This window comes from Pseudomonas sp. BJa3, assembly GCF_026343815.1.
In the GTDB taxonomy this organism is placed as follows: Bacteria; Pseudomonadota; Gammaproteobacteria; order Pseudomonadales; family Pseudomonadaceae; genus Aquipseudomonas; species Aquipseudomonas soli.
Genome location: NZ_JAOXMC010000023.1, coordinates 19,699 through 45,886, shown reverse-complemented (window position 1 = coordinate 45,886; position 26,188 = coordinate 19,699). Strand labels below are relative to the sequence as shown.

General features: G+C 64.9%; 24 protein-coding genes and 1 tRNA gene. 10 read left to right on the top strand and 15 right to left on the bottom strand.

Translation table 11 applies throughout. The features are described 5' to 3' along the window. Position 1: 1 nt before the first annotated feature. Complete coding sequence (locus tag OH705_RS23535) at positions 2-346, bottom strand: hypothetical protein (protein ID WP_023632921.1); 345 nt, start codon at positions 344-346, stop codon at positions 2-4. A gap of 134 nt (positions 347-480) precedes the next feature. On the opposite strand from OH705_RS23535, the gene OH705_RS23530 reads away from it, so the two are divergent. From OH705_RS23530 to OH705_RS23510, 5 genes are all read left to right on the top strand, one after another. Then, positions 481-1,044 (top strand): DUF2796 domain-containing protein, encoded by a 564-nt coding sequence (locus tag OH705_RS23530; RefSeq protein WP_023632922.1) that lies wholly within the window; start codon positions 481-483, stop codon positions 1,042-1,044. Next, positions 1,045-1,755 carry an ABC transporter ATP-binding protein gene (locus OH705_RS23525; protein WP_110605257.1) on the top strand — a complete coding sequence of 237 codons (711 nt, stop codon included), beginning with the start codon at positions 1,045-1,047 and terminating at the stop codon, positions 1,753-1,755. Beyond that, positions 1,755-3,020 carry an ABC transporter permease gene (locus OH705_RS23520; protein WP_267303088.1) on the top strand — a complete coding sequence of 422 codons (1,266 nt, stop codon included), beginning with the start codon at positions 1,755-1,757 and terminating at the stop codon, positions 3,018-3,020. Before OH705_RS23525 ends, OH705_RS23520 begins: the two co-directional genes overlap by 1 nt. 8 nt (positions 3,021-3,028) lie before the next feature. Then, a complete protein-coding gene (locus OH705_RS23515) occupies positions 3,029-3,583 on the top strand; it encodes a DUF3299 domain-containing protein (RefSeq protein WP_416383588.1) in 555 nt (184 codons plus the stop codon). A 110-nt stretch (positions 3,584-3,693) separates the two neighbouring features. Beyond that, positions 3,694-4,377, top strand: a complete 684-nt coding sequence (locus tag OH705_RS23510; protein ID WP_023631912.1) for an OmpW/AlkL family protein — start codon at positions 3,694-3,696, stop codon at positions 4,375-4,377. Here the strand turns inward: OH705_RS23510 and OH705_RS23505 are convergent. Beyond that, positions 4,365-5,588, bottom strand: coding sequence for an MFS transporter (locus OH705_RS23505; RefSeq protein WP_267303104.1), 1,224 nt, complete (start codon positions 5,586-5,588; stop codon positions 4,365-4,367). The two genes, OH705_RS23510 and OH705_RS23505, sit on opposite strands and share 13 nt — an antisense overlap. Before the next feature lie 98 nt (positions 5,589-5,686). On the opposite strand from OH705_RS23505, the gene OH705_RS23500 reads away from it, so the two are divergent. Then, on the top strand, positions 5,687-6,127 hold the full coding sequence (locus tag OH705_RS23500; RefSeq protein WP_094012316.1) for a winged helix-turn-helix transcriptional regulator: 441 nt from the start codon (positions 5,687-5,689) through the stop codon (positions 6,125-6,127). Between the two features lie 30 nt (positions 6,128-6,157). Here OH705_RS23500 and OH705_RS23495 read toward each other — a convergent pair whose 3' ends face one another. Beyond that, positions 6,158-7,090 (bottom strand): NAD-dependent epimerase/dehydratase family protein, encoded by a 933-nt coding sequence (locus OH705_RS23495; RefSeq protein WP_094012317.1) that lies wholly within the window; start codon positions 7,088-7,090, stop codon positions 6,158-6,160. After that, positions 7,083-7,967 carry a sugar nucleotide-binding protein gene (locus OH705_RS23490; protein ID WP_038707252.1) on the bottom strand — a complete coding sequence of 295 codons (885 nt, stop codon included), beginning with the start codon at positions 7,965-7,967 and terminating at the stop codon, positions 7,083-7,085. The genes OH705_RS23495 and OH705_RS23490 overlap by 8 nt, the downstream gene beginning before the upstream one ends. A gap of 181 nt (positions 7,968-8,148) precedes the next feature. On the opposite strand from OH705_RS23490, the gene OH705_RS23485 reads away from it, so the two are divergent. Then, positions 8,149-8,988, top strand: coding sequence for an alpha/beta hydrolase (locus OH705_RS23485; RefSeq protein WP_267303087.1), 840 nt, complete (start codon positions 8,149-8,151; stop codon positions 8,986-8,988). A 41-nt stretch (positions 8,989-9,029) separates the two neighbouring features. Here OH705_RS23485 and OH705_RS23480 read toward each other — a convergent pair whose 3' ends face one another. Next, positions 9,030-9,842, bottom strand: coding sequence for a helix-turn-helix domain-containing protein (locus OH705_RS23480; RefSeq protein ID WP_023632678.1), 813 nt, complete (start codon positions 9,840-9,842; stop codon positions 9,030-9,032). 181 nt (positions 9,843-10,023) lie between these two features. On the opposite strand from OH705_RS23480, the gene OH705_RS23475 reads away from it, so the two are divergent. Continuing rightward, a complete protein-coding gene (locus OH705_RS23475; protein ID WP_094012319.1) occupies positions 10,024-11,466 on the top strand; it encodes an alanine/glycine:cation symporter family protein in 1,443 nt (480 codons plus the stop codon). Between the two features lie 75 nt (positions 11,467-11,541). Further along, entirely contained in the window at positions 11,542-12,531 is a 990-nt protein-coding gene (locus OH705_RS23470; RefSeq protein ID WP_267303086.1) for an asparaginase, read from the top strand. A gap of 95 nt (positions 12,532-12,626) precedes the next feature. Here OH705_RS23470 and OH705_RS23465 read toward each other — a convergent pair. The 8 genes from OH705_RS23465 to OH705_RS23430 all read right to left on the bottom strand — a co-directional run bounded on the left by OH705_RS23465 (position 12,627) and on the right by OH705_RS23430 (position 22,854). Beyond that, positions 12,627-12,722, bottom strand: a tRNA-Sec gene (locus tag OH705_RS23465). Between the two features lie 6 nt (positions 12,723-12,728). Then, positions 12,729-14,651 carry a selenocysteine-specific translation elongation factor gene (selB, locus tag OH705_RS23460; protein WP_267303085.1) on the bottom strand — a complete coding sequence of 641 codons (1,923 nt, stop codon included), beginning with the start codon at positions 14,649-14,651 and terminating at the stop codon, positions 12,729-12,731. Continuing rightward, complete coding sequence (selA, locus tag OH705_RS23455; protein ID WP_104444566.1) at positions 14,648-16,075, bottom strand: L-seryl-tRNA(Sec) selenium transferase; 1,428 nt, start codon at positions 16,073-16,075, stop codon at positions 14,648-14,650. The genes selB and selA overlap by 4 nt, the downstream gene beginning before the upstream one ends. 153 nt (positions 16,076-16,228) lie before the next feature. Continuing rightward, a complete protein-coding gene (gene fdhE, locus OH705_RS23450; protein ID WP_038707247.1) occupies positions 16,229-17,155 on the bottom strand; it encodes a formate dehydrogenase accessory protein FdhE in 927 nt (308 codons plus the stop codon). 4 nt (positions 17,156-17,159) lie between these two features. Continuing rightward, a complete protein-coding gene (locus OH705_RS23445; protein WP_267303084.1) occupies positions 17,160-17,816 on the bottom strand; it encodes a formate dehydrogenase subunit gamma in 657 nt (218 codons plus the stop codon). Further along, the gene (gene fdxH / locus OH705_RS23440) at positions 17,813-18,763 is read right to left on the bottom strand and encodes a formate dehydrogenase subunit beta (protein ID WP_267303083.1); all 951 of its coding nucleotides are present in this window, start codon (positions 18,761-18,763) and stop codon (positions 17,813-17,815) included. Before fdxH ends, OH705_RS23445 begins: the two co-directional genes overlap by 4 nt. Further along, positions 18,763-21,831, bottom strand: a complete 3,069-nt coding sequence (fdnG, locus tag OH705_RS23435; protein WP_267303082.1) for a formate dehydrogenase-N subunit alpha — start codon at positions 21,829-21,831, stop codon at positions 18,763-18,765. The genes fdxH and fdnG overlap by 1 nt, the downstream gene beginning before the upstream one ends. A gap of 153 nt (positions 21,832-21,984) precedes the next feature. Then, on the bottom strand, positions 21,985-22,854 hold the full coding sequence (locus tag OH705_RS23430) for a DMT family transporter (protein WP_267303081.1): 870 nt from the start codon (positions 22,852-22,854) through the stop codon (positions 21,985-21,987). Positions 22,855-23,526: 672 nt separating this feature from the next. Here OH705_RS23430 and OH705_RS23425 point away from each other — a divergent pair. Beyond that, complete coding sequence (locus OH705_RS23425; protein ID WP_267303080.1) at positions 23,527-24,030, top strand: GlcG/HbpS family heme-binding protein; 504 nt, start codon at positions 23,527-23,529, stop codon at positions 24,028-24,030. Positions 24,031-24,118: 88 nt separating this feature from the next. On the opposite strand, the gene OH705_RS23420 is transcribed toward OH705_RS23425, so the two are convergent. Together OH705_RS23420 and OH705_RS23415 are read right to left on the bottom strand one after the other, a co-directional pair. Further along, entirely contained in the window at positions 24,119-24,667 is a 549-nt protein-coding gene (locus OH705_RS23420; RefSeq protein WP_023629920.1) for a single-stranded DNA-binding protein, read from the bottom strand. A 9-nt stretch (positions 24,668-24,676) separates the two neighbouring features. Continuing rightward, positions 24,677-26,071: an MFS transporter gene (locus tag OH705_RS23415; RefSeq protein ID WP_046857339.1), complete on the bottom strand. Its 1,395-nt coding sequence runs from the start codon at positions 26,069-26,071 to the stop codon at positions 24,677-24,679. Positions 26,072-26,188 lie beyond the last annotated feature (117 nt).

The following is a 26,188-nucleotide window of genomic DNA, read 5'->3' as shown; positions in this document are numbered from 1 at the left end:
CTCATCCCACCCAGCGATACACCGGCGCATCCACGCCACTTTCCACCTTCACCTCACTGCTATGGCGCAACCGCACCAGCAGCCGCTTGCCTGCCGCCACGCTTCCGGCCAAACCTTCCAGACGCTCCAGCAGTTCCGGACCACCCATCTGCCCCGCCTGACGCAGCACTTCACGCGCCGCCACCCACTGTCCGTCATCCTGTCGGGGTACGGGGCTGGCGCTGACCGGCGCAGCTTCCACCGGGGCCTGGACATCCATCCTACGCCCCAGCTGCGCCCACTCATGCGGCTCCAGCTCGACAGTCAGGTCCACCGGCCACGCGCCGATCTGCCCACGAATTCTCACGATTATTTCCTTGTTTCCAGGCTCGATTACGCCATGCTCCCACGAACATGAAACCTGTGCCAGGCAGGCTGGCGGGGCAAATGCAAATTGTTATAACATCACAAATTCATCCTAAGCCGCCTGTGGAGCCGTCCATGCGTCGTCTGTTGCTCGCCCTGCCCTTTGCCCTGCTTCCCCTGGCCGTGGCCCATGCCCACGACGATCACGACCATGATCACGATCACGCCCATGGCACCCTCGGCGCCCATGAGCACGGCGTGGCCAAGCTCAACGCGGTACTCGACGGCAACGTCCTCGAGCTGGCGCTGGACAGCCCGGCAATGAACCTGGTGGGCTTCGAACACGCCGCCAGCAGCGACGCCGACAAAGCCAAGGTCGCCGCCGCCCGCCAGCAGCTCGAACAACCCCTGAAGTTGTTCGCCATCGCCCAGGCCGCCGGTTGCAAGGAGGAGGCCCAGGACCTGGAAAGCCCGCTGTTCGGTAATGCCCCCGAGGCTGGCGGCGACGCGCATCAGCACGCCGACATCAATGCTCGTTACCAACTGACCTGCGCCACCCCGGGCAAACTCACCCAGATCGACCTCGGCCGCCTGTTCAAAACCTTCCCGCAAACCCAGAAGATCAACGTGCAACTGATCGGCCCGAATGGCCAGAAAGGCGTGGAAGCCACCCCCGCCAAGGCCGTGGTCGAGTTCTGAATGAGCCAGCCGCTGATCGAACTGCATGACCTGGTGTTCGCCTGGCCTGGCCAGGCGCCGCTGCTGGAGATCCCGGCGTTTCGCCTGGAGCCCGGCGAGGCGTTGTTCCTCAAGGGCCCCAGCGGCAGTGGCAAGACCACCCTGCTCGGCCTGCTGGGCGGGGTCAACCGCCCAGGCCAGGGCAGCATCCGCCTGCTCGGCCAGGACTTGGCGACCTTGGGCCAGGGCGCGCGCGACCGCTTCCGGGTCGATCACACCGGCTACATCTTCCAGCAGTTCAACCTGCTGCCGTTCCTCTCGGTGCGCGAAAACGTCGAGCTGCCCTGCCGCTTCTCGAAAAGCCGTGCCGTTCGCGCCGCCCAGCGCCACGGCAGCATCGACCAGGCCGCTGCCCAGTTGCTCGCTCACCTGGGTCTGGACGACCCGGCCCTGCTCGCCCGCCGCGCCGACAGCCTGTCGATCGGGCAGCAGCAGCGAGTCGCCGCGGCCAGGGCGCTGATCGGCCAGCCCGAGCTGGTGATCGCCGACGAGCCGACCTCGGCCCTCGACGCCGACACCCGCGAGGCGTTCATCCGCCTGTTGTTCGACGAATGCCGCGACGCCGGCGCCAGCCTGCTGTTCGTCAGTCATGACCAGAGCCTGGCGCCGCTGTTCGACCGCCATCTGTCCCTGGCCGAGCTCAATCGCGCCGCCAAGCCCCGGGAGGCCTGATGTACCTGCTTCGCCTTGCCCTGGCCAGCCTGGCCAACCGCCGTTTCACCGCCCTGCTCACCGCGTTCGCCATCGCCCTGTCGGTGTGCTTGCTGCTGGCCGTCGAGCGGGTACGCACCGAAGCCCGCGCCAGTTTCGCCAGCACCATCAGCGGCACCGACCTGATCGTCGGCGCCCGTTCGGGGTCGGTGAATCTGCTGCTGTACTCGGTGTTCCGCATCGGCAATGCCACCAACAATATCCGCTGGGACAGCTACGAGAATTACGCCAAGGATCCACGGGTGAAGTGGGCGATCCCGATTTCCCTGGGCGATTCGCACCGCGGCTACCGGGTGATGGGCACCAGCGCCAACTACTTCAGCCATTACCAGTTCGGTCGCCGCCAGCACCTGGCACTCGACCAGGGCCGGGCGTTCGCCGACGATCCGTTCGAAGTGGTGCTGGGTGCCGAAGTCGCCGAGGCGCTGCACTACAAACTGGGTGACAAGCTGGTGCTGGCGCACGGCGTGGCCGCCATCAGCCTGGTCAAGCATGACGACAAGCCATTCACCGTGGTCGGCGTGCTCGAGCGCACCGGCACCCCGGTGGACCGCACCCTGCACATCAGCCTGGCAGGGATGGAGGCGATTCACATCGACTGGCACAACGGCGTCCCGGCCCGTGGCGCCGGACGCATCAGTGCCGAGCAGGCCCGCGCCATGGACCTGCAACCCACCGCCATCACCGCCTTCATGCTCGGGCTCAACAGCAAGATCGCCACTTTCAGCCTGCAGCGCGAGATCAACGAGTACCGTGCCGAGCCCCTGCTTGCGATCCTGCCCGGCGTGGCCCTGCAGGAGCTGTGGAGCCTGATGGGCACGGCCGAGCAGGCACTGTTCGTGGTGTCGTTGTTCGTCGTGCTCACCGGCCTGATCGGCATGCTCACCGCGATTCTCACCAGCCTCAACGAACGCCGCCGGGAAATGGCCATCCTGCGCTCGGTGGGGGCCCGTCCCTGGCACATCGCCGGGCTGCTGGTGCTCGAGGCACTGGCCCTGGCATTGTCGGGCATCGCCGCCGGGCTTGGCTTGCTGTATGCCTGCATAGCCCTGGCACAGGACTATGTGCAGGCCAATTACGGGCTGTACCTGCCATTGGCCTGGCCAAGCGCCCATGAGTGGACGCTGCTGGCTATCATCCTTGGCGCGGCGCTGCTGATGGGCAGCGTGCCGGCCTGGCGCGCCTACCGACAGTCGCTGGCCGATGGCCTGTCGATTCATCTTTGAGAACCTTCATGAGCGCGACGTCCATGGACAAAAGGCAGGCTTCCACCGCTTGGCATTACCTGTTACTGGCAGTGGTGTTGCTGGCATCCACGGTGTGCGCCGCCGAACCTCGTGAACTGGACTGGCCCGCCCTGATCCCCGAAGGCGCGCCGATCATCCCGCCGCAACTGACGCCACTGCACGACCTGTCGCAGATCAGCGACGCGCTGGCCGCCGAGGCCGCCCCCGCCGCGCGCCAGCAGGCGCCCAACGCGCCGGTGGTGAAGGCACTGGACGGCCAGCCGGTGAAGATCCCCGACTACATCGTGCCACTGGAGGTCAGCGACGAAGGCCGCACCACCGAATTCCTGCTGGTGCCCTACTACGGCGCTTGCATCCACGTGCCACCGCCACCCTCGAACCAGATCGTGCACATCTTCAGCGAGATGGGCGTGCGCATCGAAGACCTCTATCAACCCTACTGGATCGAAGGCACGATGCAGGTCAAGGCTTCCAGCAGCGAGCTGGCGGATGCGGGCTACCAGATGGAAGCCGAGAAAATCTACGCTTATGAGCTTAAGTGAGAACTGTGCACGCCCGTTTGAAGAGGCTTCGTTGAGCTGGGTCAAACTTTCTGTTTAGTCAGCTTCGTACCATTGGACTACTCGATTACTCACGTCCTCTGGGAGCTTCCATGAACAAGTCCTTGCTCAGTGCCTCGCTCGTCGCGTTGGCGCTCGCAGCCCCTGTTGCCCACGCCCACCAGGCGGGGGATTTCATCCTCCGCGCCGGCGCCATCACCACTGCGCCGAACGAAAGCAGCGGTGACATCAAGCTCGATGGCGCCAAGGTCTCGGGCACCAAGGCGACCCTGGACAGCGACACCCAGCTGGGCCTGGCCTTCGCCTACATGCTCACCGACCACATCGGCCTCGAGCTGCTGGCTGCCACGCCGTTCCAGCACACCGTCGGCGTCAAGGGCCTCGGCCCAGGCCTGGACGGCAAGCTGGCCGACATCAAGCAACTGCCACCGACCCTGTCGCTGCAGTACTACCCGATGGAGCCAAGCTCCAAATTCCAGCCCTACGCCGGCGTGGGCATCAACTACACGATGTTCTTCGATGAAGACCTGAAGAGCAATCGTAAGGCCCAGGGCTTCAGCAACATGAAGCTGAAGGACTCGGTGGGTATCGCCGGCCAGCTGGGCATGGACTACATGCTTACCGACAACCTGCTGCTCAACGCCGCGGTCTGGTACGTCGACATCGACACCAAGGCCAGCATCGATGGCCCGAGCGCCCTGGGCGTCGGCAAGACCAAGGTCGACGTGGACGTCGATCCATGGGTCTACATGGTCGGCATCGGCTACAAGTTCTGATCCGCAGGCAAGCCCGTTCCTTCTGGAGCGGGCTTGCCCCGCGCCGTCTCGCCCCACCACAGGTACCCCCAGTAGCCCAAGGCAACCGCGCTTATCCCCGCCCCCAGCCCGCACACCGCCACCCAGCCCCACTGCCCATACACCCAGGTCGCCACGACCGCACCCACCCCGCTGCCCACTGAATAGCAGCACATGTAGGCACCGATCAGCCGGCTGGCCATCTCGCCGCGCCCCGCCAGCAACAGGCTCTGGTTGGTCACATGCACGGCCTGCACGGCCAGGTCCAGCATCAGCACCCCGATCACCAGCGCCAGCAATGACTGCTCCAGGTAGGCGCTGGGTAGCCATGACAGCGTCAACAGCCCGAGGGCCCAACCGCTCACCCGCCGGCCATGCCCCTGATCCGCCAGGCGCCCGGCACGCGATGCCGCCAGCGCGCCAGCCACGCCGGCCAGGCCGAACAACCCGACCTGGGTGTGATCGAGCGCCAGCGGCGGGGCGCTCAGGGGCAACACCATCGCGCTCCACAGCACGCTGAACGCCGCGAAGATCAGCACCGCAAACACACCGCGCTGACGTAGCAGACGGTCATGCCGGTACAAGCGCAGCACTGAAACCAGCAGTACCCGATAGCGCTGCCTCGGCCCCTGCGGTTTGACAGCAGGCAAGCGCCAGGCCAGCAACAACGCTATGGCCAACGCCAGCCCCGCAGCCACGACGTATACGCCGTGCCAGCCCAGCAGGTCAGCCAGTGCACCCGAGACCAAGCGCGCTGACAGGATGCCCAGCACCACGCCACTGGTGACAGTCCCCACCGCCTGCCCCTGCTGAGCTGGCGTGGCCAGTGTGGCGGCATGCGCGACCATCACCTGCACCACCACCGCAGCCAGGCCGACCATGGCCATCACCGCCAGCAACATGGCCCAGTCCACGGCAAACGCCACGGCCAACAACGCGCCGGCCGATGCCAGCAACTGACCAACGATCAGCCGGCGGCGATCGACCAGGTCGCCCAGCGGCACGATCAGCAACAGACCCAAGGCATAGCCGGCCTGGGTCATGCCCACCACCAGGCCGGCGTGCGCAGCGCTTACGCCGAGGCTTGCGGCCATGGCCTCCAGCAGCGGCTGGGCGAGGTACACCGTGGCCACGGCCAGGGCGCAGGCGGCAGCCAGCAACAGCGTCAATCCGCGGGTGAGCGGTGGCATCAGCAATCCCTCCAAATCTGGTTTCAATTTAAAACCATGAAACTGGATTTCTGGCAAACATGGTTTTATTCTGCAACTAGATCACCCCCAAGGAACGCCTCATGCTCGACGAGAACAACCAGCAATGCCCAGTGGCCCGCGCCCTGGAGGTGCTCGGCGACCGCTGGGCGCTGATGATTCTGCGCGATGCCTTCGATGGCCCGTGCCGTTTCAGCGAATTGCAGAAAAACCTCGGGCTGGCGAAGAACATCCTCGCTGCGCGTCTGAAACTGCTGGTGGAGGCCGGGCTACTGGCACAGCAGCCTGCATCCGATGGCAGTGCCTACAAGGAATATGTGCTGACGGAGAAGGGCCGTTCGGTGTTTCCGATCGTGATCGGCTTGCGCCAATGGGGGGAGCGGTACCTGTTCACGTCAGGAGAGTCACGCTCGCAGTTGGTCGATGATCGCGGCCAGGGGCTGGAGACGTTGCAGGTGCGGGCCCGGGACGGGCGAGTGCTGGGGCCGGAGGATTGCCGGCGACAGCTGATCCGGCATTCGTGACATCATCGCGGGGCAAACCCCGCGAGAGGCTCAAGCTTTGCCGAGCAAGCGGGCGAGGCCTTCGACAAACGGCGTCGGCTCAGGGAAGTCGAAACGTGCCAGCAAACGCGAGTTGTCCGCCCGCGAATGGCGGATGTCCCCCGACCGTGCCTGGCCGTAGCTGATTGCAGGCAAGCCGCCCACCACCTGCTCCAGCGCCTTGAGCAACTGGTTCAGCGAGGTCGCCTGGTTCAGGCCGATGTTGACCGCGCCCTCTTCCACCGCCTGCTGCTCGAGCGCCTGCACCATTACCTGGACCAGGTCACCGACAAACAGGAAGTCGCGGGTCTGCTCGCCATCACCGAACACCGTGATCGGCTTGCCACTGGTGGCGCGCTCGCAGAAGATGCTGATCACCCCGGAATACGGCGAGGAAGGGTCCTGGCGTGGCCCGAAGATGTTGAAGAAGCGGAACACCACCGGCTCCAACCCGTGCTGGCGGCGGTAGAAGTCCAGGTACTGCTCGCTGGCCAGCTTGTCCACCGCGTAGGGGGTGAGCGGCGCCTTGGGGGTATCTTCGGCAATCGACTGGCCTTCGCCGTTGTTGCCGTACACCGCCGCGCTGGAAGCGAACAGCACGCGGCGGATGCCGTTCAGGCGCATCGCCTCGCACACGTTCAGCGTGCCGATGAAATTGCTCTGATGGGTCTTCACCGGGTCTTCCACCGAGGCCTGCACCGAGGCCACCGCGGCCAGGTGCACCACCGCCTGGCAGCCAGCGGCGGCACGGGCCACCAGCGCGGCATCGGCGACATCGCCCTCGAGCAGTTCCAGGCGCGGGTGGCCAAGCTGCAGGTTGTCGCGCTTGCCGGTCGACAGGTCGTCGAGGATACGCACTGCGTAGCCTTTCTCCAGCAAAGCATCGCACAGGTGCGAGCCAATGAAGCCGGCACCGCCGGTGATCAGGATGGGGGCATCAGCCATGTCGGTAGAATCGGTCCAGTAGGGGCGGCAAGCCGGCGCGCCAGGCGCGTGGCTTGATGCCGAAGGTATGAAGGATCTTCTTGCAGGCCAGGACCGCGTGCTGCGGCTCCTCGCTGGCATCCGGGCGGGCGGCGTGGGCCTGGGCGGTAGGCGCCTGCACGGCCAGCTTGCGCCACTGGGTGGCCTCGGTGAGGATCGCCTGGCCGAGCACCAACGGCGTGGTGGCCTCGTTGCCGGCGTAGTGGTAGGTACCCCACAGCGGCGCCTGGCAATCGAGTTGCTTGAGCACTGAGAGGATCACCCGCGCGGCGTCGTCCACCGGCGTCGGGTTGCCGCGGCGATCATCGGCCAGCAGCAGTTCCTGGGGCTGCTCGGCACGGGTCAGGAAACGCCCGAGCGCGCCATCGAGGCTTTCATCCAGCAGCCAGCCGAAACGCAGCAGCACATGCTGCGGGCAGGTGGCGCGCACACTCTGCTCGATGCGCCACAGCGCCTGGCCACGCAGGCCGAGCGGTACCGGCTCGTCCTTCTCGCTGTAGGCCGTGGCGCGCGAACCATCGAACACCCGATAGCTGGACGGCTGCACGAGGATCATCTCGTGGTGCTGGCACAGTTCGGCGAGCCGCTCCACCGCCCGCTCCTGCTGGGCCAGGCGTTGCTCGCTGACCGACTCGGCCTGGAACCAGTCGAAGTAGTAGGCCAGGTTGATCACGGTGTGCGGGCGCTGCTCGTCGAGCAGCAGGGTCAGGCTGGCCGGATCCCAGCCGTTTTCCGGAGGGCGAGGCGCCAGGAAAGCGATATCTTCCTCGGCCCCGAGACGAATCAGCGCTTGCCCGAGGGCATTGCCACCACCCAACAGCATCAGGCGCATACGCATAGAGTCAACAGGTCCGGTCTGGTCGATGGAGGAAAGGGTTCATTTTGCTGTTTCCGACAGGGGAAGTCCAACCCAGGCAAGGCCTGGCGCGCACCGCGTGCCGATTGGCGCCGATCGGACGGGTGTTCCGCCTTTGCCGACAGCTACTTATACTGCGCATGGCCTGTTCAAGGAGATCAACATGGATGCCGAGTCGAACACCGCGCTGCGCGCCAGATGGCAATACGACGAACCCGCTCCCGGCCCGGAACGCTTCATCGACGAGGCTTTCGACGGTTATCGGCAACAGGCCCGCCTGCTGCTCCCGGTACATGAGTGCGCCCCCACGGTCTTTGTGGTCGGCGGCGCCCGCTCCGATTTCACCCGCCTGAACCCTTTGCTCTATCGCCTGCAACAGCAGGGGATCGGCTCGCTGACCGGCAACCTCTCCGGCCACAGCCTGGCCAGCGAGCCTGGCGCAAAGGACGCGTCGTTGGCCAGCAACCTGCAGGAAGCCCTGCGCTTCCACCAGCATCTGGATGCGCGCAGCGACACCCTGGTCGGTCACAGCCTGGGCGCCGCCATCGCCCTCAAGCTGGCCGCCCAGCGCCCCAACGTGCGCAAGCTGGTGCTGATCTGCCCGGCGGTCTATCCCGATGCGGCCCATGTCGCCCCCTTCGGCCCAGCCTTCAGCGAAGCGATTCGCAAGCCTTATGCGTTCCTCGACTGCGACAGCTATGCCTTCCTGCGCCAGTTCCAGGGCCGGGTACTGTTGGTGATCGGCGAATATGACGGGCTCAACTCCAAGGTCCACGGCCAGGAACCCGGGACCTCGGCCGGGACCCGGCGCCTGGCGGGTGTCGAGCGCTACAGCCCGATCCCCGAGGAAGTCACCCACGCCTTGTTGCGTTCGGTGCCGGCGCCCCATGTGGAATGCCTGATGCTCACCGACTGCGACCACGGCATCGCCGCGCACCTGCGTGACCGGCCACAGGTGGCGGATCAGGTGGCCGACGCGGTGGCGGCGTTCATTCTCGACTAGCTCTGCGGGCGCCCACGAGTCAATGCGCCATCAACGTTGATTCACTCGATCTCGAACAACCCGTTGCTGATCATCCCCGCACTGAGGCGGTCGCGGATATCGTCGTCGATGCGCGGATCGTCCGGGCGGTAAAGCTTGATCTGGCGGAAGGCGTTGATGCGGTTGATCTCCTCGCCCAGGTATTCCCACACCACGCGGGTGCAGGCCGGGTTGCGCCGGTCACCGCTGGAAACCCCGGTCTTGAGGCCGTTCAGGCGGCTGATACGGCTCTTGAAGCTGGGGATGAGCACGGTCTGGCTCATCTCGTTGAGGGTCAGCGACTCGTAGTCGATCAGGAACATCCGGTCCTGCAGCTGGAACGCCGCACCCAGGTAGCGGCAGCGCACCTCGGCATGCCGGTCGAGGCCGCTGCTGCGCTCCTGGCGTTCCTGGCGCTCGAACAGGAAACTGCCGCGCTCCTCCCACAGGTGCACCAGCGACACCAGGATCGAACCGGGCACCGACATGCAGTTGGAGTATTCGAAGTAGTAGCCGCAATAGCGCGAGAGGTTGCCGGCTTCTTTATGCAGTGGCTTGAACAGCTCGCTGATGGGGTCGTCCTGGGGGCCGACAGGCTGCTGCTGGTTGCGTGCGCCGATCAGGCGGGCGAACTGCTCGGGCGGCAGGCCCAGCTCGTAGTCCTCCACACCGAAGAAGTCGCCGATGCGCTTTAGGTTGTAGGCCGTCGGACGGCTCTGGCCGCTCAGGTACTTGTTGAACTGCGCCCGGTTGATCGACAGCTGCCGGCAAACCTCGGAGATAGAGCGGTAATGGCTGCAGGCCAATTTGAGGTTGATAGCGAAATGATCGCCCATGATACGCGGGTCCAGGTGATGCGAGTGGCGTCATTCTAGCATCAACTCGCACCAAAATGGAGCAACCCGCGAAATTGTAACCATAGTTGTCATGGCCAACCATGCGCCCCCAATGAATAGCGGTGCGCCTGCCGTCCGCTGGTCTTTCCACGCGAAGAATAAGAATCGAGGTCATTTTCCAATGCTCGAAGCACTCAACGATTTCCTTTCGGGGAAACTCCTCATCGTGCTGATCGTCGGACTCGGCGGTTACTTCACCATCCGCTCGCGGTTCGTCCAGTTCCGTCACTTCGGCCACATGTTCGGCGTCTTCAAGGAATCCCTTCGCGGCCAGGCAGGCCAACTGAGCTCGTTCCAGGCCCTGATGCTGAGCCTCGCCGGCCGCGTCGGCGCCGGTAACATCGCCGGTGTCGGTATCGCCGTGACCCTCGGCGGCCCAGGCGCCGTGTTCTGGATGTGGGTCACCGCACTGGTGGGCATGTCCAGCAGCTTCTTCGAATGCACCCTGGCCCAGGTCTACAAGCGCGCCGACGGCGACGGCCTGTACCGCGGCGGCCCGGCGTACTACATCCAGCACGGCCTGAAGCTGAAAAGCATGGCCATCGTGTTCTCGATCCTGCTGCTGGTCACCTACGGCTTCGCCTTCATCGGCCTGCAGTCGTACACCGTGACCCACTCGCTGCAGAACGCCTTCGCCTTCGATCCCAAGCAGACCGGCATCGTCCTCGCCGTGCTGCTGGCCATCACCTTCATCGGCGGCATCAAGCGCATCGCCGCAGTGTCCGACCTGCTGGTACCGGTCAAGACCCTGGCCTACATCGGCGTGACCCTGTACGTGATCGGCACCCAGATCGAACACGTGCCAGCCATGCTGGAAACCATCTTCAAGAGCGCCTTCGGCCTCGACCCGGCGTTCGGCGGCCTGCTCGGCAGCGCCATCGTCATGGGCGTGAAGCGTGGCGTGTTCGCCAACGAAGCGGGCCTGGGCAGCGCACCGAACGTGGCCGCCGTGGCTGCCGTGAAGCACCCGGGCGCCCAGGGCGTGGTCCAGGCCTTCAGCGTGTTCCTCGACACCTTCGTGATCTGCACCTGCACCGCGCTGCTGATCCTGCTGTCGGGCTTCTACACCCCGGGCTTCGAAGGTGACGGCATCGTCCTGACCCAGAACTCGCTGGCCGCCGTGGTCGGTGACTGGGGCCGCATCTTCGTCAGCGTCGCGCTGTCGCTGTTCGTCTTCACCTGCATTCTCTACAACTACTACCTGGGCGAGAACAGCCTGCAGTTCCTCAGCCGCAACCGTGCCGTGCTGATGACCTTCCGTGGCCTGGTGCTGGCGCTGGTGGTGTGGGGTTCGACCCAGGACCTGTCGACCGTGTTCGCCTTCGCCGACATCACCATGACCTGCCTGGCCTTCGTCAACCTGATCGCCCTGGCCATGCTGTTCAAGGTCGGCCTGCGCGTGATGCGCGACTACGACGCACAACGCAAGGCGGGCATCAAGCAGCCGGTGTTCGACTCCAGCAAGTTCGCCGACCTGGACCTGGACCGCGCCGCCTGGCCGGCCAACCCGCAGGCTGAAACAGCCGCTGACAAAGCCGCCGCCCCGGCGTCAGCGCAGCACTGATACCCTGCCCTGCCACAACCGCCCCGCCCGGGGCGGTTGTCTCTTTCTTTCGCTACATCGCTACGGAATACTTCCATGCGTGCAGTCAAGAATCTGCTTGTCCTATACACCGGTGGCACCATCGGCATGCTGCAGACCGCCGAAGGCCTCGCGCCGGCCGGTGGCTTCGAAGCGCGCATGCGCGAACACTTTGCCGCCTGCGGCGAAGCGCCCAAGGTGCAATGGGCGCTGCGTGAACTCAATCCGCTGATCGACAGCGCCAACATGCAACAGGCCAACTGGCTGGCGATGCGCGATGCCATCGTCGAGGCGGTCGAACGCGACGGGCATGACGGCGTGCTGGTGCTGCATGGCACCGACACTCTGGCGTATAGCGCTGCTGCCCTGTCGTTCCTGCTGCTGGGCCTGCCGGTGCCGGTGCTGCTTACCGGCTCGATGCTGCCGGCCGGCGCGCCGGACAGCGATGCCTGGGCCAACCTGGTCGGCGCGCTCAATCTGTTCGAAAACGGCCTGGAAGACGGCGTGCAGCTGTATTTCCATGGCCAGTTGCTGCACGGCTGCCGCGCCTCGAAACTGCGCAGCGAGGCGTTCGACGCCTTCACCGTGCTGCCGCGCCATCGTGATGGCGAGCGTGCCGCGGAACTGCCGACCCGCCTGGACTACCGCCAGCCACGCCAGCCGGTCAAGCTGGCGGTCATGCCGGTGTTCCCGGGCCTTGCGGCCGAACACCTGCGCGGCCTGTTCGACAGCGGCATCCAGGGCCTGGTGCTGGAGTGCTACGGCAGCGGCACCGGCCCGTCGGATGACCAGGCGCTGCTCGACGCGCTGCACGATGCCCGCCAGGGTGGCGTGATGATCGTTGCCATCAGCCAGTGCCCGGAAGGCTCGGTGGTGTTCGACACCTACGCCGCCGGCAGCCGCCTGCGCGACACCGGGCTGGTCAGTGGCGGCGGCATGACCCGCGAGGCGGCGCTGGGCAAGCTGTTCGCGTTGCTGGGCTCGGGGCTGGATGTACAGGCCGCGGAGCACTGGTTCGCGCTGGACCTGTGCGGCGAGCGCGCCTGACTCGCAGATCTTCCGTTCGCCATCGCGGGGCAAGCCCGCTCCCACAAATCCGTGGGAGCGGGCTTGCCCCGCGATGGTTTCAGCATCTGGAAAAGTGGCGGAAGGCAGCGGGAGTCGAACCTGCCCGGGAACGGCTGCCGTCCCCAACCGGGTTTGAAGCCCGGCCGCGCCACCGGGCGCGATTGCCTTCCTTGAAATCAGGGCCCGTGTTGCGGTTGGGCCAGGGCGCTGTCGACGCGAATATGACGCAGGTCGCCAACTCGTCGGGTCAAGCCAACGCGGTCGAAATACTCGAGAATCTGCACACTGCGCTTGCGACCGATGGCCAAACCATCGCGAAACGCCGCGACCTGCACTATCGGCGATGTCGCGGCCTGGCGCAACAGCAGCTCTGCCATGCGCCTGAGCGTCGTCTCCGGGTAGAACAGGTCACGCACCACCTGATGCACAACGCCCAATCGGGCCAGCTTGCGCAACAACAGCCGGACATCAGCCTCTTCGCAGCCCTCCTCGCCGGCCAGGGTCCTTACCCAGGGCGGGTCGAACTCACCTGCCAACAGGCGCGGCAACAGCCGCTCCCACAACGCGTTGTCCGCGTCGTTCAACTGGACCCGGTGGTCCGGCAGGTGCAGCCATGGGCCACTGCTGCTGATCGCACCTGCGCCCAGCAACTCATCCAGCAAGCTGACAAACGCGGGGCGCTCCAATGGCAAGGCGGTAAAGCGGCGCAAGCGATCCCGGTCCGGGCCAAGCTGGTCAGGTTCCTGCTCATGGAACTGCGCCAGACGCTCCAGCACCTGTCTCTTGAGTGCCTGCCACTGTAAGCGATCGAACAACAGCTGACCTTGACGGGTGGCAATCACCAGCACCGAATCCGGCAACTGCCAGGTCTCGCGCAGGCGGTTGAACTGGCGCTCCAGACGCCGGGGCTCGAGACCGCCGGGGGCCGCCTCGAGCAGGGCCGACAGCGCTTGCTCGAGATTGTCGGCTTCGCGCAGCACCTGCAACTGACGCAAGCGCGCCTCGCTGCGCCGTTGCCGACTCGGGGCGAACGGGTCGAGCACACGCCCACCACCCAGCGTGCACTGGGCGCGCTGGTCACGCAGTACCAGGCGATCCCCATGCACCGCCTGCAGCGGGGCATTGAGCAGCAACTGGGCGAACATGCGCTGGCCGGTGGCGAGCCGTTCACCTTCGAGCAAGGCAACCCGGGCGGTGACATCCTGGGTGCCCAGGTGCACGTGCACCGCGCTGAAATGCTCGAAGGTGCGGGTTTCGCCCGGCAGCAGGGTGAAGTCGATATCGACCCGCACGCTGGGCGCATGCAGCCACTGCGGCACAAGCCAGTCGCCACGATGCACCTGCTCGGCCGAAAGCTTTTCCGCGCTGATGTTCAAGGCCACCCGCTGCCCGGCTGCGGCGACCAGGGCCGCCTGGTTCTGGGCATGCAGGCCACGCACCCGCACCGCTTTGCCGGCCTTGCCCAGCAGCAAGGTATCACCGACGCTGACCTGCCCGGCCAGCGCCGTGCCGGTGACCACGACTCCCGCTCCGGAAACTGCGAAAGCCCGGTCTACCGCCAGGCGGAAACCGCCACGCACGCTGCGCTGGCGAACATGCGCTTCAGCCGCCAGCAAAGCCTCGCGCAGGGCGTCGATCCCCTCGCCGGACAGGCTCGAAACCGCAAACTGCCTGGCCCCGGCGAAGGGGCCGGGCGCGAGCAGTTCGGTGACCTGGGCCCGGACTTCGCTCAACCGCGACGGCTCGACCCGGTCGCACTTGCTGATCACCACCAACGCCTGGGGAATGCCCAGCAACTCGATGATCGAGAGGTGCTCACGGGTCTGCGGCATCACCCCATCGTCAGCGGCCACCACCAGCAGGACCAGGTCGATGCCATGGGCTCCGGCCAGCATGTTGTGGATAAACCGCTCGTGGCCCGGCACATCGATGAAACCGGTCAGCGGCGCTCCTTCCGTCAGCGCCGCGTAGCGATAACCGAGGTCGATGGTCATGCCCCGGTCGCGCTCCTCCCGGCGGGTGTCGCCGGCCTGGCCGGTCAGGGCCTGGAGCAGCGCGGTCTTGCCATGGTCGATGTGGCCGGCAGTCCCGACAATCACTGCACCGGCCCCAGTTGCAACGCCGGCAGTTGCGCCAGCCACTGGGCCTCGTCGTCCAGCTGGCGCAGGTCGAGCCACAGGGCATCGTCGTCGATACGCCCGAGCACCGGCACCGGCAGGTCGCGCAACGCGCGCTCCAGCACATGCAAGCTACGCCCGCGCAGTTTCTTCGACACCTGCGGGCGCAGGCACAGCGCCGCGCTGGGCAGCCGCGCCACCGGCTGGCTGCCGCTGCCGATCATGCCCAGGGCCGGCTCGACGCTCACCACCCATTGCGCGCCGAGACGAGCAGCCAACTCAGGCGCCAGACGCTCTGCCTGGGCGGCGATCTCGGCTTGCGCACGGGTCAGCAGGCGCAGGCTGGGCAGGCGGTCAGCCAGGCGATCGGGGTTGCGATAGAGCTGCAGCACCGCCTCCAGCGCGGCAAGGGTAATCTTGTCGACCCGCAGGGCACGCTTGAGCGGGTTCTTCTTGATCTTCGCGATCAGTTCCTTGCGCCCGACGATGATCCCCGCCTGCGGGCCCCCCAGCAGCTTGTCGCCGCTGAAGGTGACGATGTCGGCGCCGTCGGCCAGCGCCTGGCGCACCGTCGGCTCGGCCGGCAGGCCCCAGCGGGTCAGGTCGAGCAGGCTGCCGCTGCCCAGGTCTTCGAGCAGCGGCAACTGATGGTCGTGGGCGATGCGCGCCAGCTCGGCGGTGGGTACCTGGGTGGTGAAGCCCTGGATGCTGTAGTTGCTGCAATGCACGCGCATCAGCAGGCCGGTACGCGGGTTGATCGCGCCTTCGTAGTCGCGGGCGTGGGTGCGGTTGGTGGTGCCGATCTCGTGCAGCTTCACCCCGGCGCGGGCCATGATGTCGGGGATGCGGAACGCACCGCCGATCTCGATCAGCTCGCCGCGGGAGATGATGCCCTCCTTGCGTGCGCCCAGGCTGTTGAGCGCCAGCAGCACGGCGGCGGCATTGTTGTTGACCACGGTGACGGCTTCGGCACCGGTCAGCTCGCGGATCAGGCCTTCGATCAGGTCGTCGCGGTCACCCCGCTTGCCGGTGGCCAGGTCGAACTCCAGGTTCAGCGGATAGCGGGCAGCGACCTGCATCGCCTCCACTGCCTCCTCCGGCAGCAAGGCGCGGCCGAGGTTGGTGTGCAGCACCGTGCCGGTGAGGTTGAAGACCCGGCGCACCTGGCTGCGTTGCTGGATGGCCAGGCGCTCGCCCGTGCGCCCGAGCAGGACGTCGGCGCTCAGTTCCACGGCACCAAGCTGACCCAGGCGAGCTGGTTCGCGCAAGTCGTCGAGGAGCTGGCGCAGGGTGGCCAGGGTAGCGTCGCGGCCATGACGGTCGAGCAGCGGCTGGCAGGCCGGGTGGCGCAGCAGGGTGTCGATGGAGGGCAAGCGTGGGGTGTCGCTGGCGGGGCTTGGAGACATGCGGTACTACCTGTGACTGATCCGTTGTCTGTTCGGGCCCTATCGCTGGCAAGCCAGCTCCCACAGTTCCAGCGCCAGACTCGAGGCTTGCGCTGTACCTGTGGGAGCCGGCTTGCCGGCGATGGGGGCAACTCGATAGCGAAGTGTAGACACTCACCCACCACCCGGTGCCAACATAAGGTTCGGCGCCAGCCGATGGAAGCCCTCCTCGTCCAGCCGCATGTCCAGCGCCAGGCTCGCCAGGTCATCGGCCAGCGGCTCGGCCGCCGCGTCGTTCTCCAGGTAGCTCTGCTTCAGGTAGCCCTGGCACCCCGGACAGCACTCGGCGCGCAGCGGTGCCTTTCCCGGTGCATGGCGGTCATCCTCGAGGCTGCTGTAGCGCAGGTCCTTGCTCGACTCGCAGTACACGCACTTGACCCGCACCACATGCCATTCGCAGGCACACAGCGAACAGGCCAGGTAGCGCAGGCCGTTGTGCTTGCCACGATTGCGCACCACACCGGCCATGGCCGGCGAGCCGCAGGCCGGGCACTGGGCCAGGCTGCCACCAGGCTTGAGCTCAGGCTCTGGCAGCGCCAGCAACCAGCTCGACCAGGCGGCCTGCAACGCCGCGCCCAAGAAGGGCACCAAGGCCGCCGGTACGGCGTCGTACTGGCCACCGAGCAGCGCGACGGCCCAGCCCTTGCGCTGCTCGTCACCACTCTCGCGCAGGCTGCCCAGCGCCGCTGCCAGTGGCCCTTCGGGCGCCGGCTCGCAGCGATCGAGCAGCGCTTGCAGCCACACCAGCCACTGCCTTTCGCGCACCAGGCCGTCCGCTGCCAGGGGTGGCAGGCCATGACTTACGCAAAGGCGCTGACGCTCCTCGGCCACCGGCAAGCCACCGGGCGGGTTATCCACAAGCTGCTGCTGGATCCGGCACAGCCGCGCGACCAGACGCAGGTACTCACCAAGGGCATTGCCCTCGGCCAGGTGCTCCAGGCGCTCGGCCCGCACTGCGAACAGGTTGGTGGGCGGCAGATGCAAGAACGGCGGCATTACCGCCGACGCTTCGATCTGCCCTGGTTCAAGAATCGTGCTCAAACGCTCATCCTTCTTTTCTACCGTGGTTGTGCGGCGTCTTTTCGCCGGTGACTTCCCGGTACCAAAGTTCATGGTGCTTGCGTGCCCAGGCGCGGCTGACCCAGCCATGCAGCATGGCGCCGATCGAGCCCTTGATCCAGATCCCGGCGTAGATGTGCACGATGATGCTGAGGATCAGCACGAACGCCGCCAGGGCATGCAGCAGCGCCGACAGGCGAATGACGTCGATGCCGAACCAATGGCTGAAATACGTGCGCCAGATCACCACGCCACTGACCAGCAGCACCAGCATGCACGCCAGCAACGTCCAGAACAGCAGCTTCTGCCCGGCGTTGTACTTGCCGATCGGCGGCACGCCCTCTTCCTTGTTGAGCATCACCCGATCGATGCGGCGCAGCCACAGGCGGTCGTTGGCGGTGATGAAGTTGGCGCGCCAGAAGCGCAGCACCAGGCCCAGGAAGAACACGAACATCGCCACGCCGATGAACGGGTGGAGGATCCGTGTCCACGGCCCGCCGCCGAACAGGTGGCTGAGCCAGAACAGCGCCGGGTGGAACAGCGCCAGCCCCGACAGGCCGGCCAGCACGAACAGGATCGCAACGATCCAGTGGTTGCTCCGCTCGTTGGCGTTGTAGCGCAGGATAGGCTTGTTGTCGTTCATGGCCGCTGCTCCCCCTGCCCGCCCGGGCGGTTCGGATCATAGACATGCACCGCCGGGTCCATCTGGTGGACATCGTTATCCACAGGTGCCGGATGCTCGTCTTCCTCGACCCGCTGCGGGCCGACACGTACGTAGTGGAAGAACCCGGCCAGCACCGCCGCGCCCATGGCCAGCAGCGCCAGCGGCTTGCTGAAGCCCTTCCACAGCCCGACCAGCGGGCTGATCACCGGTTGGTCCGGCAGGCCGGCGTAGATCCGCGGCGTGTCGGCATGGTGCAGCACGTACATCACGTGGGTGCCACCGACACCGTCCGGATCGTACAACCCGGCGTTGTCGTAGCCCCGCGACTTCAGATCGACGATGCGCTCGTCGGCGTGCACCTTCATCTCCTCCTTGCTGCCGAAGACGATCGCCCCGGTCGGGCAGGTCTTCACGCAGGCCGGCTCCAGGCCCACGCTCACGCGGTCGGAACACAGGGTGCACTTGTACGCCTTGTGATCCTTCTGCGAAATGCGCGGGATGTTGAACGGGCAGCCGGTGATGCAGTAGCCGCAACCGATGCAGTGGTCCTGGTTGAAGTCGACGATACCGTTGGCATGCTTGATGATCGCCCCCGGGCTCGGGCACGCTTTCAGACAACCCGGATCGGCGCAGTGCATGCAGCCATCCTTGCGGATCAGCCACTCCAGGTTGCCGTCGTCGCGCTCATGCTCGGTGAAACGCATCAAGGTCCAGGTTTCGGCACTGAGGTCCTGAGGGTTGTCGTAGGTGCCATGGTTGTGGCCGACCTCGTCACGCAGTTCGTTCCACTCCGAGCACGCCACCTGGCAGGCCTTGCAGCCGATGCACTTGGTGGTGTCGATCAGCTTGGCGACTTCCTGCTGCTGGCGTACCGAAGGCGGCACGGTGGTGGTGGCCGAGCGGGCAATGATGTCTTGGCTGGCCATTAGAGTTTCTCCACTTTGACGAGGAACGACTTGGACTCCGGCGTCTGCGTGTTGCCATCACCGAGGAACGGCACCAGGGTGTTGGTCAGGTAACCGTGTCGCGTGGCGCCGGTGAACCCCCAATGCAACGGGATGCCGATCTGGTGCACGGTCTGGTTGTTGACCTGCAGCGGACGGATCCGCTTGGTCACCACCGCCACCGCGTCAATATGCCCGCGCTTGCTCGACACCCGCACCCGGTCGCCGGCCTTGATGCCCTTCTCGTTCGCCAGCACCTCGCCGATCTCGACGAACTGCTCGGGCTGGGCGATGGCGTTGAGCCGGCAATGCTTGCTCCAGAAGTGGAAGTGCTCGGTCAGCCGGTAGGTGGTCGCCGCATGGGGGAACTCGTCGTGGGTGCCCAAGGTGTCCCACACCGAATCGAAGATGCGCCCGGCCGGGTTGCTGGTGGCCTTCTTGTTCTGCGGGTGCAGCGGGTTGATGCCGATCGGCGTCTCGAACGGTTCGTAATGCTCGGGGAACGGCCCTTCGGCCATCTTGTCGATGGCGAAGAAACGCGCCACGCCCTCAGGGTTCATGATGAATGGGTTCATCCCCGCTTCCGGCGGCGAGTCGACCTTGAAGTCGGGCACGTCGGTGCCGGTCCAGGCCTTGCCGTTCCACCACACCAGGCGCTTCTTCTCCGGATCCCACGGTTTGCCCTGCGGGTCGCTGGAAGCGCGGTTGTAGAGGATGCGGCGGTTGGCCGGCCAGGCCCAGGCCCAGTTCTGCACCTGGTGCATGCCATAGGGGTCGCTGTTGTCGCGACGGGCCATCTGGTTGCCCTGCTCGGTCCAGCTGCCGGCAAAGATCCAGCAACCGGAGGCGGTGCTGCCATCGTCCTTCAGCTGGGCGAATCCGGCGAGCTGTTGCCCGGCCTTGAGCGTGGCGCCGGTGGCGTCGGTGAGATCGCTGACCGCCCAGCCGTTCATCTCCTTGGCCAGTTCTTCCGGCGAAGGCTCCTCAGGGACCTTGTACGGCCAGCTGATGTTGAGCAGCGGGTCCGGATAGGCGCCGCCCTCGGCCTGGTAGCGCTTGCGCAGGCGCAGGAACAGCTCGCTCATGATGTGCACGTCGGTACGGGTCTGGCCCGGCCCATCGGCGCCCTTCCAGTGCCACTGCAGCCAGCGGCTGCTGTTGACCAGCGAGCCATCCTCTTCGGCGAAGCAAGTGGTGGGCAGGCGGATTACCTCGGTCTGGATGTTGGCCGTGTCGACATCATTGAACGGGCCAGCGTTGCGCCAGAACTCGGAGGTCTCGGTAGCCAGCGGGTCCATGATCACCAGCCACTTGAGCTTGGCCAGCGCAGCGGTGACGCGGTTCTTGTCCGGCAACGCAGCGATTGGGTTGAAGCCTTGGCACATGTAGCCATTGACCTTGCCCTGGCCCATCATCTCGAACATGCGCAGCACGTCGTAGGCCGGCACGTCGAGCTTGGGCAACCAGTCATATCCCCAGTTGTTCTCCGCCGTGGCATTGGCGCCGTACCAGGCCTTCATCAGGCTGACGTGGAACTTGCCGTAGTTCTGCCAGTACGACAGCTGCCCCGGGCGCAACGGTTTGGAGGCGCGCTTGTCGATGTAGGCGGCGTAATCCTGCTCGGCGTCGCCGGCCAGCGTGAGGTAGCCCGGCAGCGAGTTCGACAGCAGACCCAGGTCGGTCAGGCCCTGGATGTTGGAGTGCCCGCGCAGGGCGTTGACCCCGCCACCGGGCATGCCGACGTTGCCCAGCAGCAACTGCACCATCGCCGCGCTGCGGATGATCTGCGCGCCGATCGAGTGTTGGGTCCAGCCCAGGGCGTAGAGGATCGTCATGGTCTTGCCCGGCACCGAGCAGGTGGCGATCTCTTCCCAGACTTTCATCATCTGGTCCTGGGGCATGCCACAGGTCATGCTCGCCAGCTCTGGCGTGTAGCGGCTGTAGTGCTGCTTCATCAGCTGGTACACGCAACGCGGGTGCTGCAGGGTCGGGTCGACCTTGGCAAAACCGTCCTCGCCCAGCTCATAGCCCCAGCCGGACTTGTCGGCATACACGCGCTTGGCCGCGTCGTAGCCGCTGAACAGCCCGTCCTCGAAGCCATAGCTCTCTTTGACGATGAACGACACATCGGTGTAGTTGCGCACGTACTCGTGCTGGATCTTGTCGTTGCTCAGCAGATAGTTGATCAGCCCGCCCATGAAGGCGATGTCGCTGCCGGTACGGATCGGCGCGTAGTAATCGGCCACCGAGGCGGTACGGGTGAACCGCGGGTCGACCACGATCAGCCGCGCCTTGTTGTGCGCCTTGGCTTCGGTCACCCACTTGAAGCCGCACGGGTGCGCTTCAGCGGCGTTGCCGCCCATCACCAGGACCAGGTTTGCGTTGGCGATATCGGACCAGTGATTGGTCATCGCGCCACGGCCATACGTCGGGGCAAGACTTGCCACCGTCGGGCCGTGTCAGACACGCGCCTGGTTATCGAACCCCAGCATGCCGGTTGCACGGACCACCTTGTGCGTCAGGTAGCCCGCTTCGCTGGAAGCGGCGGACGCAGCAAGGAACCCGGTGGTGAGCCAGCGGTTGACCGTCTGGCCCTGGGCATTCTTCTCGATGAAGTTGGCGTCGCGGTCCTGTTTCATCAGGTCGGCGATGCGGTCGAGGGCTTCGTCCCACTCGATGCGGGTCCACTCGTTGCTGCCCGGCTTGCGCACCTCGGGGTACTGCAGGCGGCTCGGGCTGTGGATAAAGTCCAGCAGGCCCGCGCCTTTCGGGCACAAGGTGCCGCGGTTGACCGGATGGTCCGCGTCGCCCTCGATATGGATGATGTTCTGTTTGACGTTCTTGCCCGCATCACCCTGGCTGTACAGGATCAGGCCGCAGCCGACCGAGCAGTAGGGGCAGGTGTTACGGGTTTCCTTGGTGTGCGCCAGCTTGAAGTGGCGCACCTGCTCGGCGAACGCGGGGGTCGGGGCCATGCCCAACGCCGCGAGGCTCGAGCCTCCAAGGCCGACGGCGGCGACCTTGAAGAATTGCCGACGGTTGAGGTCCATCGTGCACTCCTGATCAGGTTCTCGGGCGCACAGGACTTGGCCGGCGCCTCAGGGACTTCACGGTGGCGGTGGACAGAGACCGCCAACTGTTAAGCCTAGTCAAGAATCTGGGAAGTGGGGTGATATAGATCAGGTTGTAAGTAAATCGCCACCTTATTCATACAGGTGCAGAAGTACAGCGCCCGCCAGTACCAGGGCCACCCCGACGACCTGTAGCAGGGACAGACGCTCGCGGTAGAACAGGAAGCCAAGAATGGCGGCAATGCCTCCGGACAAGGTGCTGATCACCGTAACGACTGCGATCGAGCCATGCAGCGCGCCCCAGGAAAACGCCGAGAAACCTCCCAGATTGAAAAGACTGGCACCACACAAGGTCCCCCAGGTCTTGAGCCTGACCGTAATCAGGCCTCGAAACATTCGCAGCGCTGCGGGCAGCAGGAACAGAACCCCCACCCCATAGCCGAGCGCCAGCATGTTCACTGGCCCCAGCACCGGTAATACGTATTTTCCCTGGACCCAGAAGCTGATGCCATACAGCAGCGCGGCTAGCAGGGCGAAACCGACTGACAGACGACTGCCCGCAGGCGCTTGCCCACTGCCGCCCTTTGCCTCACGGCTGGCCAGGACCACGCCCAGAAAGCAGGTCAGCAATCCGAAGATCTGCCAGGTGCCCAGCACCTCGCCCCCCAACCACGCCAGCAGCGTGGTGAACACGCCATAGGAAGTCACCAACGGCGCCACCACCGATGTCTGGCCGATCGCGAACGCCTTCGAAAGCGCCAATGCGCCGATCAGGGTACACAGTGCCGCCATACAGGCGAACAGCAGCACGCTTGTCGGGGCCGCGACCATCTTGGTGAGCTGTTGAGAAGATCCGGCAATGATGAGCCCCATCAACAACAGGCCCAACAACTGCCCGAAGAATACCGCCCGCCTTACGCCGACCGCCCGGGCATTCATGCCAACCAGAAAGTCGGTGGCCCCCCAGAGTGCGGCAGCCAGCAGCCCCATTAGTACATCCATGTCTCAATTCCTGGATGGAAGGGGGTGACGATAGCCATCGCCTCTCCCCAAGTAAAGTTCAGGTACTCAAGGGCAGCCTTGAATCGGCAATGGCAAAGTCCTGCATCACAATCAGAGTTCAACTGCATGGCTGTGCTTGCCCTTTATCAGGCCTGCCTGCAAGGCAGATCATTTAAATACCTACCATAACTATAAAGCTGCCACTAGTTGCAATAGGTCCCGGATACATCTGTACATATTGAATCAGGCCCGGCCCAATTCCCCGATCATATATAATGGTTTCCGGCCATAGAATTCAACTGCATGTCGATTTCCTGCTTATCTTCAGCGGTCATCTTTACACCCCAGCAGAGAAAGTCCAACAGCTTAAACCACGCCTCTCTCCCGGCCACACCAAAAAGTAAACAAAGAACCGTCCTACATAACTATTTACTAAGTTTTTCGCTTACCCACCATGCATTTCAAAATCCCAAACCAACATCTCGAATCAATCTCACCCCTTGAAAAAACATAAAACTACCAGAGTGACGGTGCTTAACCGCCGAGTAGCTGAACGGTTACCTTTAAACAGGATGAGATGGCGCAAGCAGCAGCAGAGCAAAATGCCCCACACAACATTAGGAAAGGTCTTACACCGAGTGCACGAACTTGCTTGCTAGGTTGGTAATACACATGGACGAGGTATTTATCATGAACGTGAAACGCTCACTCGGCAGCCTTCTGCTCGGCGCCGCGATACTCCCCTCCCTCACCGTGGCAACCTCACTGGACAGTGACGCCGCGCCTCAAGTCACCGCCCATCAAGCACGCGCCATCGCCAATGCCGCTGAACGTGCCGCCCGTGCCCAAGGCTTCGCCATCGTCATCAGCATCGTCGACAACCACGGCAACCTGAAGCATTTCCACCGCATGGACGGCACCAGCAGCGGTAGTGTCCAGGTAGCGCAGCTTAAGGCCGCTACATCTGCACGCTTTCCACTTTCATCCCGCTCACTGGGTGAACGCAGCGCCGCGTTGCCAGCCAACCCCTACGCTTCGCTGCCAGGTTTCACTTTGCTGGAAGGCGGGCTGCCAATCATGGATGCGAACGGCAGGCATATCGGCGGTATAGGCATCAGCGGAGCAACACCAGAGCTAGATGCACAGTTTGCCCAGGCGGCGCTCGAAGAAAGCTGACAGGCAAAAAGAAACCCGCTTCATGCCTGAAGCGGGTTTCTTGTCACAGCTCCGTTCACCTGTGGCACCTAGTGCCTATAGGCAAGGATCAGAACGGAATATCGTCGTCGAAGCTGTCGAAGTCAGCGGCAGGCTGCGGAGCCGGCTGTTGCGGCGCTGGGCGCTGCGGCGCTTGTTGCGGGCGCTGGGCCTGCTGGCGCGGAGCCTGGTTGTACTGTTGCTGCTGACCGCCCTGGTTGTAGTTGTTGCCACCACCCTGGTTGTACTGGTCGCCACCGCCCTGCTGGCCCTGCGGACGACCGCCGAGCAGCTGCATGGTGCCGTTGATGTCGACGATGATCTCGGTGGTGTAGCGCTTGATGCCGTCCTTTTCCCACTCGCGGGTCTGCAGCTTGCCCTCGATGTAGCACTGCGAACCCTTGCGCAGGTATTCGCCCGCGATTTCGGCGACCTTGCCGAACAGCGAGACACGGTGCCACTCGGTGCGCTCGACCTTCTGGCCCGACTGCTTGTCGGTCCACTGCTCGCTGGTGGCCAGGCTCAGGTTGGTCACGGCGTTACCGTTGGGCAGGTAGCGGACTTCGGGATCCTGACCGCAGGTACCGACCAGAATGACTTTGTTAACCCCACGGGCCATAACGTTCTCCTAGGCTTCGCACGCCGCAGAGGCTGGGTTCACCAGACGCTCGAGGGTCGCACGGTCCAAAATTTTCGTATCCAGTTTGATATAGATGGCGGCTTCTTCTGCCACCACCACGGCGTCGGTCACACCCGGCACGGCCATCAAGCGCTCGGTCAGCCCGGCTTCCCGGACCGCTTCCGGCGTCAGCGGCATGCGCAGGCTGGTCACGTACGGCGGCTCGTTCATGCGCAACGCCGTGAGCAGCCAGAAGGCGCACAAGCCAGCGCAGCCGAGGAACACCATGCTCAAGCCACCGTGCTGGAACAACCAGCCACCGAGGATGCCACCCAGTGCCGCGCCAAGGAACTGGCTGGTGGAGTACACCCCCATCGCCGTGCCCTTGCCGCCGGCAGGCGACACCTTGCTGACCAGCGAAGGCAAGGATGCCTCCAGCAGGTTGAATGCAGTAAAGAATACCACGGTGCCGATCACCAGTCCGCGCAAGTTGTCAGCCCACTGCCAGAAGAACACCTCCACCAGCAGCAGGACACTGACCGCGCCGAGCAACACGCGTTTCATCTTGCGCTTCTTTTCCCCGTAGATGATGAAGGGGATCATTGCAAAAAATGAAACCAGCAGCGCGGTCAGGTACACCCACCAGTGCTGCTCCTTGGGCAGCCCGCCACGCTCGACGAAGGCCAGGGGCAGTGCCACGAAGCTGGCCATCAGGATCGCGTGCAGCACGAAAATACTGATGTCCAGGCGCAGAAGGTCCGGATTGCGCAGGGTCGGGCCGAGGGCCTGGCGGGCGACACCGGACTCGCGATGGCTCAGCACACTGTGCGAGCTGGGCACGACGAAGGCGATCAGCGCGATGCCGACCAGGGCAAGTCCTGCAGTGGCCAGGAATAATCCTGACAAACCAAAGGCGCGGGTCAACAGCGGGCCGACCACCATCGCCACGGCGAACGACAAGCCGATGCTCATGCCGATCATGGCCATGGCCTTGGTCCGGTGCTGTTCGCGGGTCAGGTCGGACAACAGCGCCATGACCGCCGCGGAAATCGCCCCCGCGCCCTGCAGGATGCGCCCGGCGATAACGCCCCAGATCGAGTCGGCCTGGGCCGCCAGCACACTGCCCAGGGCGAAGATCACCAGCCCCACATAGATCACCGGTCGGCGACCGATGCGGTCGGAAATCACCCCGAACGGAATCTGCAGCACCGCTTGCGTCAGACCATAGGCGCCGATGGCCAGGCCGATCAGGGCCGGTGTGGCGCCGGCCAGGTCCATGCCGTAGGTGGCCAGCACCGGCAGCACCATGAACATGCCCAGCATACGAAAGGCAAAGACCAGGGCCAGGCCGCTCGCGGCGCGGGTTTCGCTGCCACTCATGCGCTCGTTGTGGGTGTCGTGCATGGATTAACCTCGTGTGAACCGGCGGCGATTCTAACAGTCCGACGCCTTGACGGCATATACGCGACGCTTTGCCGCGTACTGGCAGCGCGCCGTATACTGCTTTGTTTATGCCCGCCG